A 15,481-nucleotide genomic window follows, 5' to 3' on the forward strand; every position below is an offset into this window, starting at 1 on the left:
GTCAAACCCTATCGAGGCCGTGAAAAAGGGACGGCTGCACGTCAAAGCGCAGGCGCAAGAACGATTGAACGAGGCGACTGGCGACCGAGCGCCCGCAATGTCGCAACACCATGGTGAGGATGATCAGGCGCAGGGCGGGCAGGCTGTTGGGCGCGCCATGCACATCGTCGAAGCCATGCACCCGGAGATTGGGAGCGTCTCGCGCGACCTCGGCCCATTCCGATACGGGAATGATCTCGTCGCGCTCGGCTGCAAGATAGAGAACCGGGGTCTTCAGCCGACGCATCTCGTCGGGCTGAATGGCCAGATCGGGAAGGCGATCCGGCAGGGTCTCTACCGGAATGCGCATGGCATGGGCCAAGGCCAGGCGCGTGATCAGCGGGATGTCGGTTGCATCCCCGCGCGCGGCCTCTTGGAAGCACGCCCGGATCGGCGCACCGACCGTGACGATCTGGCGAATGCGCGGATCGCGGATTGCCTGCAGCATGGCGAGATGGCCGCCAAAGCTCGGCGCGACGATCAGCGTGCGGCGAACATCGCATCTCTCCGCCACCGCATCCATGATCGCGCCATAGATCCCGGCAGCCGCGCGGTCATAGGGCACCTCATTGCAGCCGACCCCGGCAAAATCCGCGATGGCCACCGCGCAGCCAAGCTTGCGCCCGAGGTTCAGGAAAGCGCCCCATTGCTCCTTCAGAGAGACGATGCCCCCCATCAGGATCAAAAGCCCTGCCCGCCGGTTGCGCGGCTCGCGAAAGAGAACGGAGAGGCTCTTGCCGTCAAGCTCGACCTGGATGCGTTCGCCGCGATCGAGCCGTTCGACATGCTCACCGAAAACCTGAGCGGCGGCCTGCTGGGCATAGATCTTGGCCGGGGTATCAGCGACGGGAAAGCGCGCCAGATTGAAGAGATTGGCCGCCTCGACGGGCTTTTTGGCTGCATCCGCCGCAAGGGCTTCGCCGGTGAAGACCGACACCCAGGAGGATGCCCCCTCGCCCGAGAGCGTCGTGATCCGCTCAAAGAGCCGCGCGATGCGTCGGTCGTCAAAGCCCATGTGGCGCGCGTGAAGCGTGACGAAACCGCGCGCCTCCTGCAGCGCCTGATCCATATGGGGAAGGTCATGCCGCATTCGTTCTGACCTCTTCGCGAAAGTTCTGATGCGCGGGCGCGACCGGCGCAAAGCCGTCAGCGGCATCAACGGGCGCGCCGATCGGCGCCAGCCGCTCAAGCATTGCGCGGTATTCCGGCGCCTGACGCAGCGCGTGCGGCGCGTTCATCATCCGGTCCAGCACCTTGTATTTGACCGGAGAATGGTTCAGCAGCCGCATCTTCAGACGCCGCAAGAAGGTGCCGAAGCGGGTGCCCTGCGCCAGATTGCCTTCCTGCATCCGCTGGAATTTGGTGATCATGGCCTTGTGGCTGCGCCGCTTGGCGATCACCGCCTGAAGCGCCGAGGCGGGAATGACATCCGTGCTGTCAGCCAGGGCCTGATAGATCGCGGGCGCGAAGGAGACAGCATCCTGGATCGCCAGATTGACGCCCTGCCCCAGCACCGGCGTCACCGTATGGGCACTGTCGCCGATCAGCAAAAGCCCGTCGCGGCTCCATTGCTCCATCTCGGCGGTGAAGATGTCGAGCAGCGTGACATCGTCCCAGCCCCTGATATGGGTGCGGACCAGATCGGCCAGACGCGGATCGAGCGCCGCGACGCTGTCTTGGAACAGCGTGATCCCCTGTTCGCGCTGGTCTCGGAAGCCGCCCTTGGGCACATTGTAGCCCACGCGCAGCAGGTCGGGCCAGGTCGGCAAGATCACCAGATGACGATCACCGCGCGCCACGAGCTGCGAGGTGTGTTGCCAATTCTCGGGACGCGGCAACTTGAACCAAAGGAAATCGCGCTCCATCGGCGTGATCTTGGCCTCAAGCCCCGAGAGTTTGCGCATCCGCGAAAAGCGCCCATCACAGCCGACCGTCAGACGCGCGCGCAGCTCATAGGGCTCGCCGCCCGACCTGCGCAGCATCGCGCCTTTGACCACGCCGTCCTCTTCGATCAGCGACAGGAATTGCGTGCCGGACAGAAAGCTAAAGCTCGGCGCGCTGCGGGCCGCCTCGATCGCCACGCCCAGAAGCTGCGGCTGCGGCATGTCGATCGGCAGTTGGCCGATGGGGAAGCGGCTATAATCGGCCGACAACAGCGTCCGGCCATTTTCGCGAAATGCGATCCCCTCGAGCGGCAGATAGCCCGCCTGTTTCAGACGATCGCCATAGCCGAGATCCTCCATGATTTTCACGGAAAGCGCGGCGACGGTTTCGCCCCGGAACGAGCGTTCGGCGGTCGCGGCGCGTTCAGCCAGGGTCACACGGATGCCCTGACGCGCCAGGACATCGGACAGGATGGCACCCGCCGGCCCCGCGCCGACGACAAGAACGTCCGTATCAAAATGATCGGTCATCTCAGTTCTCCCAGGTTTCAAGTCGATGTTTGATGTCCGCCAGCAGATCCGCCGCCAGCGCGCCGTCGAGGACGCGGTGGTCGAAGGCCAGAGACAGCGTGAACTGCGGCGCGATGGTGATTTTGCCGTCGCGCACCACCGGGGTGGCGGCGATCCGGCCCATGCCAAGACCGATGGGCGTGGCGATCATCGGCAGGATCGAGCGCACATCGCGGTGCCCGACCGAGGTCACCGAGAATGTCCCTTGAAAGCGGGCGCGGCGTTTGGGGCTGGCCAGCAGCAGGTTGTAGATCAGCCGAACCGCCGGCAGCGGCAGGCGGCGCAGCTTCCACAGGGCCGCAAACGGCCCCTCAGCGGCAATCGGCGCGGCCTTGTAGTGATCGACCTGCGACTGGATGACGGCGACCGAGGCCTTGTCGGGCGCCTCGACCGTGCCCGAGGCGACACAGCGCGTGCCGTTGAAATCCTTGTCGAAAAGGACCTTGGCGGTCACGCCGTCCATCGTCACCATGCGCGGCCGCAGCCCGTCGCGCAGCGTGGTCCGGGCGGCGGAATGCTTCGCCAGCACCTCGGCCGCGGCCTTGACCACATAGGAAACATAGCTGATCTCGGCATTCGCCCGAGCGCGCGCGGCTTGCAGCGCCGTTGTATCGACATCCGCCGTCAGGAAGACATGTGCGGTGTTGCGCGCGTCGCGCAGGAAGGCATAGGTATGCGCCCGCTCTGCCGGAAAGGCCGCCGCCCGCGCGGTCATGACGCCACCTCGACCGGCTCGACCGTCAGCTGCGCCAGCTGGCCAAGCGTCTTGCAGGCCATATAGGCGTTGTAGTCGAGCTTGGCCCCGATCTCGCGCTCGAGAAACACCAGAAGGCGCAGGGCATTGACGGAATCCCACCCTTCGATTTCTTCGAAACGGGCTTCGGGGGTCAGGCTGGTTTCATCGAGGTCAAGCAGGTCGACAAGTGCTTCGTTCACGATGGTCTGAGTGATCATCATCGGTCTTACTCCTCTTCTGTCGCTGTGATTTGGTCGGGCACCGGCAGGATCTCGTGCAGGTCGTGGCACCAGCCCTCGCCTGCGGGCCGGAAGCCCATCTCGTCGTAAAACGTGGCGCAGCGTCCGTTCTTGGCGCTGGCGACATAGCGGCCCGTCACCGCAACCCGGCCGCGACGGCGGGCGCCGTTCAGGATCAGGGACATGACGGCTTCTTCGACCCCACGCGAAAAGGCGCGGCAGCTGAGGACGACATTCTCGATCTCGGAGGTGCCATCGGCGTGATCGATCATCGTGACCGCCGCGATCAGCCCGCTGTCGCCGAAACGATCGGTAAGACGCGCACCCCAGCTCCGGCGCGAGCCGTCACGCAGCTCGCTTTCGGCGTAACGCTTCTGGGTCAGGTTGAACTGGTTGGTCTTGCCGAAAAGCTGGGTGATCCGGGTGACGTTCAATTCCCCCAGCGGCTCAAGGACGAGATGCGAGTCGAGCTTGCGCAGGTACTCCTCAAGACTGATCCCGACGGCAGCTTCAGCGCGGTCGGTTTGCGCGCGATAAAGCGCGGTCCGCTGGCGGTCCTCGTCAGTCAGGCGCAGAAGATTGAAGGCACCCGACGCCGCCAGAGCACTGGCATAGCCCGAGGGCTCATCGGCGAGTTCGATGGTCTGAACCTCGGGCAGGAACTCGCGCATGGCGCCGCGTTCGACCGGGTGGTCATCCATGAAGACAAAGGCATCGGTCCCGATGTTCAGGCTCTTCGCCTGCGCCTTGAGGTTTTGCGCCTTCGGCTCCCAATTGGCGGTGATCAGCGACAGATCGCGCGCGCCGAGCACCATTTCGGGATGCTCCGTCAGCGCGCCGCGCGCCACGCCGTCGTCATTCTTGGAACAGACGGTCAGGATAACGCCCTGTGCGGCATAGGATTTCGCGAGGGTCTGGAGCTCGTGATGCGGCGTGCCCGGCCACATCCGGCCCAAAGCGAGCGCGCCGACTCCGACATCACCAACCACCCCGCCCCAAAGCGTATTGTCGAGATCAAGCGCCAGCGCCTTCCGCGCCATGCCGAGATCGGCCCGGGCGATCCGCGTCACCTCTTCGGCATAGGCTGCAAGGAATTCGGGTGCGAAAGCCATGCCTGCGGCCTGCCTCATACGGTCGGCGGCATGGCAGGTCCCGGCGCTTTCGGTCAGGATCGCTGCGTCCAGCACCGAGACGCCCTCGGCGCTTTCGGCCAGATCAAGGAGCGCCGCATTCATGCGCGCCCAGGCTGCCGAAAGCCGGGCCCGTCCAGCGTAATCGAGCAGATGGCCCGCGCGCCGCCGCGACAAAGGCACCGTCGCCAGCACCACGCGTCCGCCCGCCAGCGCGCGGCAACGCCGCACCCAATCGGCGACTTCGGCGGCGAAACCGGCGCAGCGCGCCTCAAGCGCATCGACATCATGCGGCACCGTCACGCCCGAAAAGACGGCCTCTTCGTCGAGCAGGCACAGCGTCAGGCGCGGCTGGAAGGGCGCCAAAGCGGGCGCGCCAGTCATGATCTCGATGCGCCATTGATCGAAATCGCTGGTCAGAAACCGGCCCAGAATGCCCTCGCGCAGCAGCATGGCCTGCAAGAGATTGGGCACCATATTGAGCGTCGAGCTGCCCAGCACCGCGATACGCTGTTCGCGCAGCCCGGTGATCGCAGCAAGCTGGTGTTGCAGCTTTTCCCCCGCGAGCAGGCTGCCAGCGGCGTCGAGGTCCAGAGGATCCGAGATCTGTGTCAGCAGCGCGCGCAGCGGCGCGAGATCGGGGCCAATCCCCGCGCGGCCCAGCTGGCGCAGGCGAGACAAGGGGCGGACCGGGCCGTCGGTCGCGATGGGCTGAATGTCATTCATGGCACGCGCTCCTCAGCCGTGAACCAGGGCCATGCCGGCCATGATCCATTTCGACGATTCGACATTGGCGACGAAGGCGCGGGTCGGCTGGCCGTCGCCCTCTTCGGCGAGGCGCTCGGCCAGGCGGTTCATCTGGACGAAAGGCAGCGCGTTTCCGTTGTTGCCGGTCACCGAAACGCAGGACACCGCCTGCTCTTCGGTGACGTTGAGGCCAACGCGCAGCTTCTCGGTCATCACCCCATTGAGCTGCGGCAGCAGGATGTGATCGACCTCATCAAGCGGCCAGCCCTGCTTGCTTTCCAGTTCGGCGAGAATGGCCTGGGTGATCTCGGGGACATGGCGCTCGATCGCCTTATAGTCCTCTTCGCCCATGGCCTCGCCCTCGGCGGCACCCTCGGCGCCGAACCATTTCACGACCTGCGCCGGTTTGCGGCCAAGCCCGATGCCGCGCAGGAACAGATGCTCGACCTTGAAGCCCGGCCCTTCGGTCCCGGCCTCACAAGCCGCGGCTCCGGCGCCGTCGCCGAACATCGCGAAGTTCACCATCTCGGCTGGCTTCATCGATTTCGCGTCGCGGTTGGAGGGCCACATCTTGATGCAGGTGTCCGCACCGATCACGAGGCCGCGGGTATGACCGCTTTCCAAAAGCGCGCGCGCCGCAAAGAGGCCCTGCAGCGCCCCGGCGCAGCCAGAGGTGATCTGCAAGGTCGGCACGCCGTTGATGCCCAGCCGGTCGGCGACGAGGTTCACCGTCGCGGGCATCAGATGATCCGGCGAGGCCGTCGTCAGGATCAGGAACTCGACCATCTCCGGCGTCCAGCCCGATTTGTCGAGCACGCGACGCCCCGCCTCGGTCGCCAGATCGCTGGTGCTGCGCGGCACGTCCGGCGCGCTGTCCTCGCGGCAGAAGAAGCGCTGACGATTGCCGGTCATCTGGTCGAGCCACTGCGCGTGCAGCCCAAACTTTTCAGCCAGATCGGCATTTGTGACCGGGGTGCCGGGAAGGACCTCGCTAAGAGCCAAAATCCGCATGTTCCACCTTTTCGCATTGATGTCTGTTGACGCCATCAGGCTTGGAAAAGGCCTTTCCCTCAATTTGGAGGTTCTCTTTACGGGGTTTCCCCGGGGGGTCGGGCCGCGGCATCCCCGAGACGGCGCAATCCAAAACCATCGCCGAACCATTTGATATGTTTCGGCTTTTACCGGTCCAATGGCGCAGGAAACGCAAAAAGGCCTCAAAGGGCGATCCCCTTGAGGCCTTTTCTGGTCGGATGGAAAGCGGCTGCGCCGAGATCAGGCAGCCATCAAGAGCGGGGCCGCCATCGGCTCTGCCAGTTCGAGCGATCTTCCGTTCATCAGCTTGGGGTCAATCAGCGCACGGCAGCGGTCGCGAATACCCGACATGATATCAAATTGCAGCGCCACCGATTTTCGCCCCGCGATCGGTTTCGGGGCGCTCAGACGCTGGAATTGGCAGCCCGATTGGCGCAGCAGCCGCTCCATTCCCAAATAGGACAGCGAGACATAGTTTTTCACCTTGTTCTGCAATCCATATTCCATGAGCCCCCAGATCAGCACGCGCAGATAGGCGCTGGCCCCATTGCACCGCGCCGCATCCGGGCAAACCGCCAGCCGCGTCACCTCAAAGACATTCGACTGCCGGGGCGCCGCTTCATCCAGCATCCAATCAAAACAATCGCCCAGCAGATAGGGCAGATTGGTCGGCAACAAACGCAGCCCCGCTACGATCTTTCCGTCGATGCCGCGATGCAGCATATAAATGGCGTTTTCGGTATCGAACTGATCAACCTCATGCGTGTCGCAGGGCGACAAACTCGGCATGTCCCACCCCAAACGCTCGCGAAAGATCTGATGGCGGAACTCAAAGAAATCATTGATATCTTCGTGGCTTGCGTGAGTTTTGGTGCAGTCGATCAGTTGGATCATCGGAACGCTCCCGTTTGCGCATTTGATGACCGGGATGATTGCTGCGATTGCACAATCGGAATATTCGGCGGTCCCCCACAAGGGTTTCCCCTGTATTGAGACAGCTCTGCGTCGCGGGCATTGACAGGATGTGATCCGCTCGCGGGAGCTTTGATCGAGAGCAGCCGAGCTGTCTTGATCAGAGAGGCCAATTGTCCAGCTGCGGACCATCTCGTCCGACCCTCCCCGCAGGCGGGGATCGCATCTTAAGCAAACGTAAAGCGTAATCTGTTACTCGGAGGAAAGCATATGCCTCGGCATTATCCCGGCCACCCGCCTCACCATGGCGGCCACGATCCGCATGAACCTGCTGTCAACGTGTCGAACGTCAACTTTCTGGGCTCCTTGACGCTGGGAACCGGGATCGACGTGTTCGGCACGACCTTGGGCGGTCTGTCTGGCCTTTACTACAATCCGCTGTCCGGTGCATTTGCCGCCATTTCGGACGATGTGTCTGACCCGCGCGCGCATGGCCTGCTGATCGACCTCTCGGACGGCAGCCTCGATCCCGGCGACATCCGGATTGCCGGGGTCGCGCAAATTCTGACGCCCGACGGCGGTCAGTTCGAAACCACTGGCGCAGAGCTTGAGGCCATCGCCTTCAATGGCAACACCGTCTATCTCGCCTCATCCGGGGATGCTGCGGGCAATCCGGCGATTTACGTCATGGAGGCGCATGGGCTGACCGTCACGCAAACTGGCGAGCTGCCGATCGACGACAAGTTTCTGCACAGTGAGGATGGAAGGTCGGGCGTTCAGGTCGGTCACGGCTTTGAAAGCATTGCCCTTTCACCCGACCGCGAGACCCTGTGGACGGCGACCGAGCGCGCCTTGATCCAGGACATGGGCGCGGGAGGGCGTCGCGGAGGCGAGATTGCGCGGATCGTGCAATATGATCTCCGCAGCGGCACCGAGACCGGCGAATTTGCCTATCAGCTCGACCGGGCCGCAAGGATGCCCAGACATTCCGAGGGGTCGAGCAGCGTTGGCTTGGTCGAGATGCTGGCGCTTGACGATCATGGCACGCTTTTGGCGCTGGAGCGCGGAGTCATCAACGGCCCGAGGGGGCTTGAATACACCGCGAAGCTTTATCTGGTCGATCTGAGCCATGCGACCGACGTGTCCGATCGGGACTCCCTCAGCGGCAGCCGCTTCCAAACGGCGGAAAAGACGCTTCTAGCCAACCTCGACGACTTCCATATCGACCTTGCCAATCTTGAGGGCATGGCGCTGGGTCAGAAGGTTCCGGTGACGCAAGCGGATGGATCTGTCCTTGAACAACAAAGCCTTATCATCATTTCCGACGATGATTTCGGCGCGACCGGTGCGCAGGGCACGCAGATCATTGCGCTGGGGCTGACGATTGATGACTCGGGGGCGCATCAGCGCGTCAATGTGGCCCAGCAGAGTTCATATGACCACAGTTCTGACCATTTCGACTTCGGTCACAACACCTCGGGCAGCTATGACAATGCCCTGATTTTCTAAAATCACGTCCAACTGCCCGTCTCGCGTCACCGGGACGGGCGGTTGAAGACGATCACTCGATCAGACCAAGCGCGACGGCCTTGACCACCGCATGGGTGCGGTTCGAGGCATCGAGTTTGCGTTTCGCCGAGTCGGCATAAAATTCCACGGATTTTTCGGCAATTCCAAGGATTTGCCCAATCTCCCACGAGGATTTCCCCTGGGCCGCCCAAGTCAGAACCTGAGTTTCGCGTGGTGAGAGGATCGAGCCCTTGCGCCGGAGTTTATGCTTATACTCCTCGCGCAGAACATGCTGGCGGATGTGACCATGAAGAAATTCCGCAAGGAGACATTCCAGCTCGATAAGCCTCTCGACATTGCCGTTTGGCGCTTCGCCGCGAACGAAGGTCAAACTCGCAACCTCGCCGTTGTGCGATTTCAACGGCACGGTCACGCCGTCAAAGATCCCCGCATCGCGGGCATCCGCCATCACTTCGGCCTGTCGCCGTTCAAACTCTGTATCGCGAAAGGCGCGGCTCCAGCGAAATGCTTGTTTGCCGGTCATGACCTGATTCACAACCGGGTCCTGATTGACGTAATTATAATCTCTATAATGACTTAGCCAATCGTCGGAATAATTCGTCAGCCCAAGCGACAGCCGCTTTTCTCCTGTTTCCAGCGCTGAAGAGCGAATCATGTGATAGGCGAAATGCGAATATCCCAATCGCTCAGCTGCGCCCTGAATGATCTCGCTAAAACGGGTCAGGGAATCCGCATCGAGGACTTGCCGCGTCAGCTCTCCAAAGAGGTTGCCAGGATTTTCGAAATAGTTTTCAGGGTTATATCCCAATGTGCGAAACCTCGCTCCAAAATATCGTTATCCGGCAGGTTGAAAAGGCTGGGGTGAACAACCGCCCCGCTTAACGCCAAAACCGCCTCAAGAATTCTTTGGTGCAATCGACTCATTATGCGCCTGCAGCATTGCGATCACGCTAGGTCAACGCAACCGCAAATGAGTTCCGGGACCTGAGCGGCCTTTGGCAGATGCTGCATAAGCAAAATCTCGCGCTTATCATCACCGCCTGACGCAGTGTCCGCCTATTGAAATCGAATGCAGCGGCAGATTATCCTTAATCGTATTGACAATGGGTAGAGTTTCAAATCGGCATTTCGAATCATCTTTCCTTCGCAGGAAGAGCATCGCTGGCCCGCCAAAGCGGCCCATCTTGATAATGCCGCCCGAGGGTAACGCTTTGATTAAATAAACTCATCGGCCATATAACCGTGCCATCCCCAAAACCGAAGCTATCGCAACGCGAACGATGTCAGCTTGGACGAGCCCCTCAGCGCTCATTTCGCACGCGATCTCGACCGGCAGCATTGGCGCGCCCCGCGTCGCCAACGGGCTGTGATCGGCGGGCGGGACGATAGGTCGCAGGCAGCAGGCCATTCCAGATGGACCGCTGTCTCGAACCGAGCTGAGCGACTGCGGTTCGAGACCGGGCTTTGACGCATCGGGAACGGGCAGCGATCAAAAGCCCTGCCCGATCCGCCGCAGCCTTGAGGTGCCCGAGCGGGGCTCCTCGACGCGAACCGACCTTCGTCGAAACCTCGGGGATTCGGTGCCGAACGCCAATGTTGGGAAAGATGGTGCCGGATGAGGGAGTCGAACCCCCGACCCTCGCTTTACAAAAGCGCAGCTCTGGCCTCTGAGCTAATCCGGCAGCGTGGATTTCATAGCCTGTCGGCATGAACGCTTCAACAGAAGAATGCGCGGCATTCTCAGGGTTCTGGGCCGGAGTTCTTGCCCCTAGGTTTTGGACAGGGTTTTGGGCCCGGGTTCTGGATCAGCAATCCGGCGGCCTGCGGCGCGGCTCTCAACGGTAGAGGCCGTGCCACGCGCGCCACCTGCGCCAAGCGTTTTTTCCCGAATGCCCGCAAAGCGGTTTCCCTGCCGCGGAATGCTGGCTAATTTGCCCCAAGTCATCGAGTCACGGGTCAATCATGCAGATCGTCTACCATTGCGGAGTTCACGGCACAGATCAGGACGGGCTCTTGAAGACCTTGTTTCAAAATCGCGATTGGCTGTCCAAGAACGGCATCGAAGCTGTGTCGCGCAGCCGCCATCGCGGGATTTTTGAAAAGGCGCTTGGCTCGCTGGCGGGTGGGCCTGCGACGCGCGAGATGGAAGAGATGATGCTCGACGCCATTCTCGAAAACGACAACACCCATCGGGTGATCTGCAGCCTGCCGGGCTTTTTGGGCCTGCCGCACCGCGTGATCTCCCCCAATGGCTTGCTGGAAACCTCGGGCGACAAGATGGCCGCGCTGGCCAATCTCTTCCCGAATGCCGAGGTTGAATTCTTTCTGGCGCTCAAGAATCCGGCGACTCTGGTTCCTTACGCGATCCAGAACATGCCCGAGAAGGACTATGTCCGCGCGATGAATGGCGTCCCGCCCGAGACCCTGCGCTGGGGTCCGGCGATCCAGCGGATGCTGCGGCGGATTGGCGACAAGCGTCTGGTGGTCTGGTGCCACGAGGATACGCCGCTGATCTGGCCCGAGGTCGTGCGCCGCATTGCGACCATGCCCGGCGATGTCGCGCTGAAGGCCGGGCTTCAGGTTCTGGGCGATCTGTTGCAGCCCGAGGGGATCCATATGATCCGCGACGAAATGAGCAAGCAAGAGCGGATGACCATTGCGACCCGGCGCGAGATCTTTGCCGCCGCTTTGCAGAAATACGCGATCACCGACAAGATCGAGGTCGAGATCGACCTGCCCGGTTGGACGCAGGATCTGATCGATCTGATGACCGAGCAATATGACGAGGATGTCGCAGAGATCGCGGCTTTGCCCGGCGTCGAATTCATCGCGCCCTGATCCCGCAGGGGTGCGGCGCCCTTACGACCTGCGCCATGAAAAAGGGCCTCTCCCTGCGGAAAGGCCCTGACATCTGGCGATGCGTGACGGCTCAGGCCATCCCGAGCGCCGCTTTATACATCTCGAGAATCGCCTCTTCTTCGGCGATGTCATCCTTGTCGCGTTTGCGCAAAGCAATGACCTTGCGCATGACCTTGGTGTCATAGCCGCGCGCCTTGGCTTCGGCCATCAGCTCTTTTTGCTGTTCGGCCAGATCCTTCTTCTCGGCTTCGAGCTGTTCGAATTGCTCGATGAACTGGCGGAGCTCTCCCGCCGCGATGCCGTAAGCGTTATCGTCCTGCATAACTGTCTCCTGCCTGCTGTGGGCAGGGAATTAGGCGGTCTTGCGGTAAGGTGCAATCGCCGCTAGGCCATTCGGGCCTAAAGAGGACGAAAGATGACGATCTGGCAAGTTTTGATCTGGGGCGGAACCGTCCTGACGGTGGTGGGGCTTGTGGCCCTCGTCTGGTGCATCCTGACGGTGCTGCGCGCCCGGCGCGGCAAGGCCGATGACGAGACCCTGCGCCGGACCATGCGCCGCGTCATGGTCGTCAATATGGCGGCGCTTGCGGCCTCAATTCTGGGGCTGATGACCGTCGTTCTCGGCATCATGCTCGGCAAATAAACCGGCAAGAGAGGCGGGTCATGGAGGCGGACTGGATCAGAGGGCTGATCGGCGGGCTGATGATCGGGGCTGCGGCCGCGCTTTATCTGCTGGTCAATGGCCGGATCATGGGCGCGAGCGGCATTCTCGGCGGCTTTCTCACCCGCAGCCCCGCCGGATCCGAATGGCGAGAGCGCGGGATCTTCCTCCTTGGCCTGATCGCGGCCCCAGCCCTTCTGGTCTGGGCGGGGTTCGGACATGGTTCGCGCCCGGTCGCCTCGACGCTTGGGCTTGTCGTCGCGGGCCTTCTGGTCGGGTTCGGAACGCGCATGGCCAATGGCTGCACCTCGGGCCACGGCGTCTGCGGGATCTCGCGGCTGGCTTGGCGTGGGATCGCGGCGACGCTGACCTATCTGGTCTTCGGTGTGCTCGGCGTGGTTCTGGCCCGCGCCTTGGGATGAGCGCTGTGATGGGGCGCTTGCTGGTCGCGCTTGCCTCGGGTGCGCTCTTTGGCGCGGGGCTGCTGGTCTCGGGCATGACCGATCCGGCCAAGGTCCGAGGCTGGCTTGATGTTTTCGGTGCTTGGGATCCGACGCTTGCCTTCGTCCTCGGCGGGGCGATCCTGCCGATGGCGCTGGCCTGGCGAATTGCGGCGCGGATGCCGCGCTCGCTTTCGGGGGCTCCCCTGCCCGGCCCGGCCTCGCGTCAGATCGATGCGCGACTGCTTGGCGGCTCGGCGCTCTTTGGCCTTGGCTGGGCGATTGCGGGCTATTGCCCCGGCCCGGCGCTCGCCTCGATCGGCTTTGGCGGCGCGGCCATCTGGATTTTCACGGCGGCCATGCTTCTGGGCATCGGCCTTCACACCCTTCTGAACAGGAGAAGCTGATGCGCGCTCTGATCCAACGCGTCACCGAGGCCGAGGTCAAAGTCGACGGGCGTTCGACCGGCCGGATCGGACAAGGGCTGCTCGTCCTCGTCTGCGCCATGCAGGGCGATCCCGATGACGCGCCCGCAAAACTCGCCGCGCGCGTGGCGAAGCTGCGGATCTTCCGCGATGCCGCCGAGAAGATGAACCTCTCGGTCAGCGACATTCAGGGCGCGGTGCTGGTCGTGAGCCAGTTCACCCTTGCCGCCGATACCCGCACCGGCAACCGTCCGGGCTTTTCAAGCGCCGCCCCGCCCGATCGCGGCAATGCGCTTTATCTCGCCTTTGCCGAGGAATTGCGCAAACTGGGCCTACCGGTCGAGACCGGCGAATTCGGCGCAGATATGAAAGTGTCGCTGGTGAACGACGGTCCGGTGACGATCTGGATGGATACCACCGACCGCGCTTGACATTTCTGCGCTGCGGCACCATCTGCATCCCTGTCGACGTTTGCTGCCGCGTGAGCAGCGCCGGGAGACGCCCCAATCGGGGCCGTCCCGATGTGACCCGACACCAGATTTCGCATCCCATGTCACGCGGGGGTTCGGCGGGTTCCGTATCTTGCCCGCACCTTTGCATCGCGGATTTTTCCGCCTCGGCCCTGCCTCCGATACGGGGGGAAGGGACAGAAAGACATGAAGATGAACGATTTTACTCAACGCACCCCTCGCGGTGGCGCAGCAAAGCCGCGTTTCAACCGCAGCTCGAAACCCCGTGACGCGCAAGTCGGCGTGCCCGGCGGCCCGATGGCGGGTGCTGCGGGCAAAGCTGGCGGCAACCCCTCGGGCGGCGGTCGCCGTCATTCCCAAGCGGGGATGAGCGAATATGACAAACATGCCGAACTGCGCCGCCGTGCGCCGGTTCGCGAACCCGATCCCACCGGCCCCTTCGCCGAGATGGGCATTGATGCACGCATCAACGCCAACCTCGTCGCCATGGGCCTGACCCAACCGACGCCGATTCAGGCGCAGGCGATCCCCGAGATCATCAAGGGCCGTGACCTTCTGGGTCTGGCTCAGACCGGGACCGGCAAGACGGCGGCCTTCGGCCTGCCGATGCTGACCCGCCTGATCAAATTCGGCAAGAAACCCGATCCCAAGACCTGCCGCGCGCTGATCCTTGCGCCGACGCGCGAACTTGCGACCCAGATCGCGACCAATATCGACGCCTATGCCGAAGGCACCTCGATCCGCAGCTACCGCATCGTCGGCGGCGCCTCGATCAACGTTCAGACCGAGCGGATGTCGCGCGGTGTCGATGTCCTGATCGCAACGCCCGGCCGTCTGATCGACCTGCTGGAGCGCAATGCCATCGACCTGCGTCAGACCAGCTATCTGGTGCTGGACGAGGCTGACCAGATGCTCGACATCGGCTTCATCCACGCTTTGCGCCGCATCGCGCGCCTGCTGCCGAAAGAGCGTCAGACGCTTCTGTTCTCGGCCACCATGCCGAAACTGATGTCGGAACTGGCTGACAGCTATCTGACCGATCCGGCCAAGGTTCAGGTGAACCCGCCGGGCAAAGCTGCCGAGAAAATCGAGCAGGGCGTCCATTTCGTCGGTCAGGGCGACAAGGCGACGCTGCTCGCTGAATATATGTCCAAGCACACCCAAGAGCTGGCCATTGTCTTCAACCGCACCAAGCACGGCTCGGAGAAACTGGCGAAACTGCTGGAGAAATGGGGCTATAAGGTCGCAGCGATCCACGGCAACAAAAGCCAGGGTCAACGCGAGCGGGCGCTGGCCTCGTTCCGGGCGGGCGAAACCAAGGTTCTGGTTGCAACCGACGTGGCGGCCCGCGGGCTGGATATCCCGGAAGTCGCGCATGTCTATAACTACGACCTGCCGAACGTGCCGGAAAACTACGTCCACCGCATTGGCCGCACCGCGCGCGCCGGTCGCGATGGTCGCGCCGTGGCCTTCTGTGCCCCGGCCGAGGTCGGCGAACTGCGCGCCATTGAAAAGGCGATGAAGGCGAAGATCCCGGTTGTCGGCGGCGAAGAGCCCTTCGACTTCACCAACCGTCCCGGCCCGAGCTACGCCGGACGCGGTGCGGCCAAAGGCCCGCGGTCCGAGGGTGCCGAAGGCAAGAAACGCCCGGCTCGCCGCCCCTCGCGCGCGCCGAAATCGCAAGGTGCCCCGCGCGCCCCGCGCAACGCCTGACACGCGCGCGCCCCGCAGCAACGGCTGACCTGACGCCCCGGCGTCTCTGATCTCGCGAAAGGACCGGCCTTGCCGGTCCTTTTTTTTTACGCCCT

Annotated in this window: 16 protein-coding genes and 1 tRNA gene; 7 read left to right on the plus strand and 10 right to left on the minus strand. The window is 62.8% G+C overall.

The annotated features are described in order from the left end of the window. Nucleotide 1: 1 nt before the first annotated feature. The 7 genes from JCM7686_RS10630 to JCM7686_RS10660 all read right to left on the minus strand — a co-directional run bounded on the left by JCM7686_RS10630 (nt 2) and on the right by JCM7686_RS10660 (nt 7,480). Nucleotides 2-1,129, minus strand: coding sequence for an alpha/beta fold hydrolase (locus tag JCM7686_RS10630; protein WP_020950837.1), 1,128 nt, complete (start codon nt 1,127-1,129; stop codon nt 2-4). After that, complete coding sequence (locus JCM7686_RS10635) at nt 1,119-2,453, minus strand: FAD-dependent monooxygenase (RefSeq protein ID WP_020950838.1); 1,335 nt, start codon at nt 2,451-2,453, stop codon at nt 1,119-1,121. Before JCM7686_RS10635 ends, JCM7686_RS10630 begins: the two co-directional genes overlap by 11 nt. Before the next feature lies 1 nt (nt 2,454). Further along, nucleotides 2,455-3,207 (minus strand): 2-oxo acid dehydrogenase subunit E2, encoded by a 753-nt coding sequence (locus JCM7686_RS10640; RefSeq protein ID WP_020950839.1) that lies wholly within the window; start codon nt 3,205-3,207, stop codon nt 2,455-2,457. Beyond that, nucleotides 3,204-3,449 carry an acyl carrier protein gene (locus JCM7686_RS10645; RefSeq protein WP_020950840.1) on the minus strand — a complete coding sequence of 82 codons (246 nt, stop codon included), beginning with the start codon at nt 3,447-3,449 and terminating at the stop codon, nt 3,204-3,206. Before JCM7686_RS10645 ends, JCM7686_RS10640 begins: the two co-directional genes overlap by 4 nt. A gap of 5 nt (nt 3,450-3,454) precedes the next feature. Next, nucleotides 3,455-5,323 (minus strand): HAD-IIIC family phosphatase, encoded by a 1,869-nt coding sequence (locus tag JCM7686_RS10650; RefSeq protein ID WP_020950841.1) that lies wholly within the window; start codon nt 5,321-5,323, stop codon nt 3,455-3,457. A gap of 12 nt (nt 5,324-5,335) precedes the next feature. Then, nucleotides 5,336-6,355 carry a 3-oxoacyl-ACP synthase III family protein gene (locus tag JCM7686_RS10655; RefSeq protein WP_020950842.1) on the minus strand — a complete coding sequence of 340 codons (1,020 nt, stop codon included), beginning with the start codon at nt 6,353-6,355 and terminating at the stop codon, nt 5,336-5,338. A gap of 261 nt (nt 6,356-6,616) precedes the next feature. Next, entirely contained in the window at nt 6,617-7,480 is an 864-nt protein-coding gene (locus JCM7686_RS10660) for an acyl-homoserine-lactone synthase (RefSeq protein WP_020950843.1), read from the minus strand. A gap of 78 nt (nt 7,481-7,558) precedes the next feature. Here JCM7686_RS10660 and JCM7686_RS10665 point away from each other — a divergent pair, with 78 nt between their 5' ends. Then, nucleotides 7,559-8,797 carry an esterase-like activity of phytase family protein gene (locus JCM7686_RS10665; RefSeq protein WP_020950844.1) on the plus strand — a complete coding sequence of 413 codons (1,239 nt, stop codon included), beginning with the start codon at nt 7,559-7,561 and terminating at the stop codon, nt 8,795-8,797. Nucleotides 8,798-8,849: 52 nt separating this feature from the next. On the opposite strand, the gene JCM7686_RS10670 is transcribed toward JCM7686_RS10665, so the two are convergent. Further along, nucleotides 8,850-9,626 carry a helix-turn-helix transcriptional regulator gene (locus JCM7686_RS10670; protein ID WP_020950845.1) on the minus strand — a complete coding sequence of 259 codons (777 nt, stop codon included), beginning with the start codon at nt 9,624-9,626 and terminating at the stop codon, nt 8,850-8,852. 798 nt (nt 9,627-10,424) lie between these two features. Then, nucleotides 10,425-10,500: transfer RNA gene (locus JCM7686_RS10675), tRNA-Thr, on the minus strand. Nucleotides 10,501-10,780: 280 nt separating this feature from the next. Here JCM7686_RS10675 and JCM7686_RS10680 point away from each other — a divergent pair. Continuing rightward, nucleotides 10,781-11,656, plus strand: a complete 876-nt coding sequence (locus tag JCM7686_RS10680; protein WP_020950846.1) for a hypothetical protein — start codon at nt 10,781-10,783, stop codon at nt 11,654-11,656. Nucleotides 11,657-11,747: 91 nt separating this feature from the next. Here JCM7686_RS10680 and JCM7686_RS10685 read toward each other — a convergent pair whose 3' ends face one another. Beyond that, nucleotides 11,748-11,999 carry a DUF2312 domain-containing protein gene (locus tag JCM7686_RS10685; protein WP_020950847.1) on the minus strand — a complete coding sequence of 84 codons (252 nt, stop codon included), beginning with the start codon at nt 11,997-11,999 and terminating at the stop codon, nt 11,748-11,750. A 93-nt stretch (nt 12,000-12,092) separates the two neighbouring features. Between JCM7686_RS10685 and JCM7686_RS10690 the strand changes: the two genes are divergently transcribed. From JCM7686_RS10690 to JCM7686_RS10710, 5 genes are all read left to right on the plus strand, one after another. Then, a complete protein-coding gene (locus JCM7686_RS10690) occupies nt 12,093-12,320 on the plus strand; it encodes a hypothetical protein (RefSeq protein WP_020950848.1) in 228 nt (75 codons plus the stop codon). A gap of 20 nt (nt 12,321-12,340) precedes the next feature. After that, complete coding sequence (locus tag JCM7686_RS10695) at nt 12,341-12,760, plus strand: YeeE/YedE family protein (RefSeq protein WP_020950849.1); 420 nt, start codon at nt 12,341-12,343, stop codon at nt 12,758-12,760. A gap of 8 nt (nt 12,761-12,768) precedes the next feature. Next, complete coding sequence (locus JCM7686_RS10700; RefSeq protein WP_020950850.1) at nt 12,769-13,185, plus strand: DUF6691 family protein; 417 nt, start codon at nt 12,769-12,771, stop codon at nt 13,183-13,185. Then, nucleotides 13,185-13,634 carry a D-aminoacyl-tRNA deacylase gene (dtd, locus tag JCM7686_RS10705; protein WP_020950851.1) on the plus strand — a complete coding sequence of 150 codons (450 nt, stop codon included), beginning with the start codon at nt 13,185-13,187 and terminating at the stop codon, nt 13,632-13,634. The genes JCM7686_RS10700 and dtd overlap by 1 nt, the downstream gene beginning before the upstream one ends. 486 nt (nt 13,635-14,120) lie before the next feature. Beyond that, entirely contained in the window at nt 14,121-15,386 is a 1,266-nt protein-coding gene (locus JCM7686_RS10710) for a DEAD/DEAH box helicase (RefSeq protein WP_041527829.1), read from the plus strand. Nucleotides 15,387-15,481 lie beyond the last annotated feature (95 nt).

This window comes from Paracoccus aminophilus JCM 7686 (assembly GCF_000444995.1).
Lineage (GTDB): Bacteria > Pseudomonadota > Alphaproteobacteria > Rhodobacterales > Rhodobacteraceae > Paracoccus > Paracoccus aminophilus.

Coding starts and splice junctions, on each gene's coding strand:
- JCM7686_RS10680 (WP_020950846.1), top strand. CDS start 10,781: ATGCAGATCGTCTACCATTGCGGAGTTCACGGCACAGATCAGGACGGG.
- JCM7686_RS10700 (WP_020950850.1), top strand. CDS start 12,769: ATGGGGCGCTTGCTGGTCGCGCTTGCCTCGGGTGCGCTCTTTGGCGCG.
- JCM7686_RS10665 (WP_020950844.1), top strand. CDS start 7,559: ATGCCTCGGCATTATCCCGGCCACCCGCCTCACCATGGCGGCCACGAT.
- JCM7686_RS10690 (WP_020950848.1), top strand. CDS start 12,093: ATGACGATCTGGCAAGTTTTGATCTGGGGCGGAACCGTCCTGACGGTG.
- JCM7686_RS10685 (WP_020950847.1), bottom strand. CDS start 11,999: ATGCAGGACGATAACGCTTACGGCATCGCGGCGGGAGAGCTCCGCCAG.
- JCM7686_RS10710 (WP_041527829.1), top strand. CDS start 14,121: ATGGGCATTGATGCACGCATCAACGCCAACCTCGTCGCCATGGGCCTG.
- JCM7686_RS10630 (WP_020950837.1), bottom strand. CDS start 1,129: ATGCGGCATGACCTTCCCCATATGGATCAGGCGCTGCAGGAGGCGCGC.
- JCM7686_RS10640 (WP_020950839.1), bottom strand. CDS start 3,207: ATGACCGCGCGGGCGGCGGCCTTTCCGGCAGAGCGGGCGCATACCTAT.
- dtd (WP_020950851.1), top strand. CDS start 13,185: ATGCGCGCTCTGATCCAACGCGTCACCGAGGCCGAGGTCAAAGTCGAC.
- JCM7686_RS10660 (WP_020950843.1), bottom strand. CDS start 7,480: ATGGTCCGCAGCTGGACAATTGGCCTCTCTGATCAAGACAGCTCGGCT.
- JCM7686_RS10645 (WP_020950840.1), bottom strand. CDS start 3,449: ATGATGATCACTCAGACCATCGTGAACGAAGCACTTGTCGACCTGCTT.
- JCM7686_RS10635 (WP_020950838.1), bottom strand. CDS start 2,453: ATGACCGATCATTTTGATACGGACGTTCTTGTCGTCGGCGCGGGGCCG.
- JCM7686_RS10655 (WP_020950842.1), bottom strand. CDS start 6,355: ATGCGGATTTTGGCTCTTAGCGAGGTCCTTCCCGGCACCCCGGTCACA.
- JCM7686_RS10695 (WP_020950849.1), top strand. CDS start 12,341: ATGGAGGCGGACTGGATCAGAGGGCTGATCGGCGGGCTGATGATCGGG.
- JCM7686_RS10650 (WP_020950841.1), bottom strand. CDS start 5,323: ATGAATGACATTCAGCCCATCGCGACCGACGGCCCGGTCCGCCCCTTG.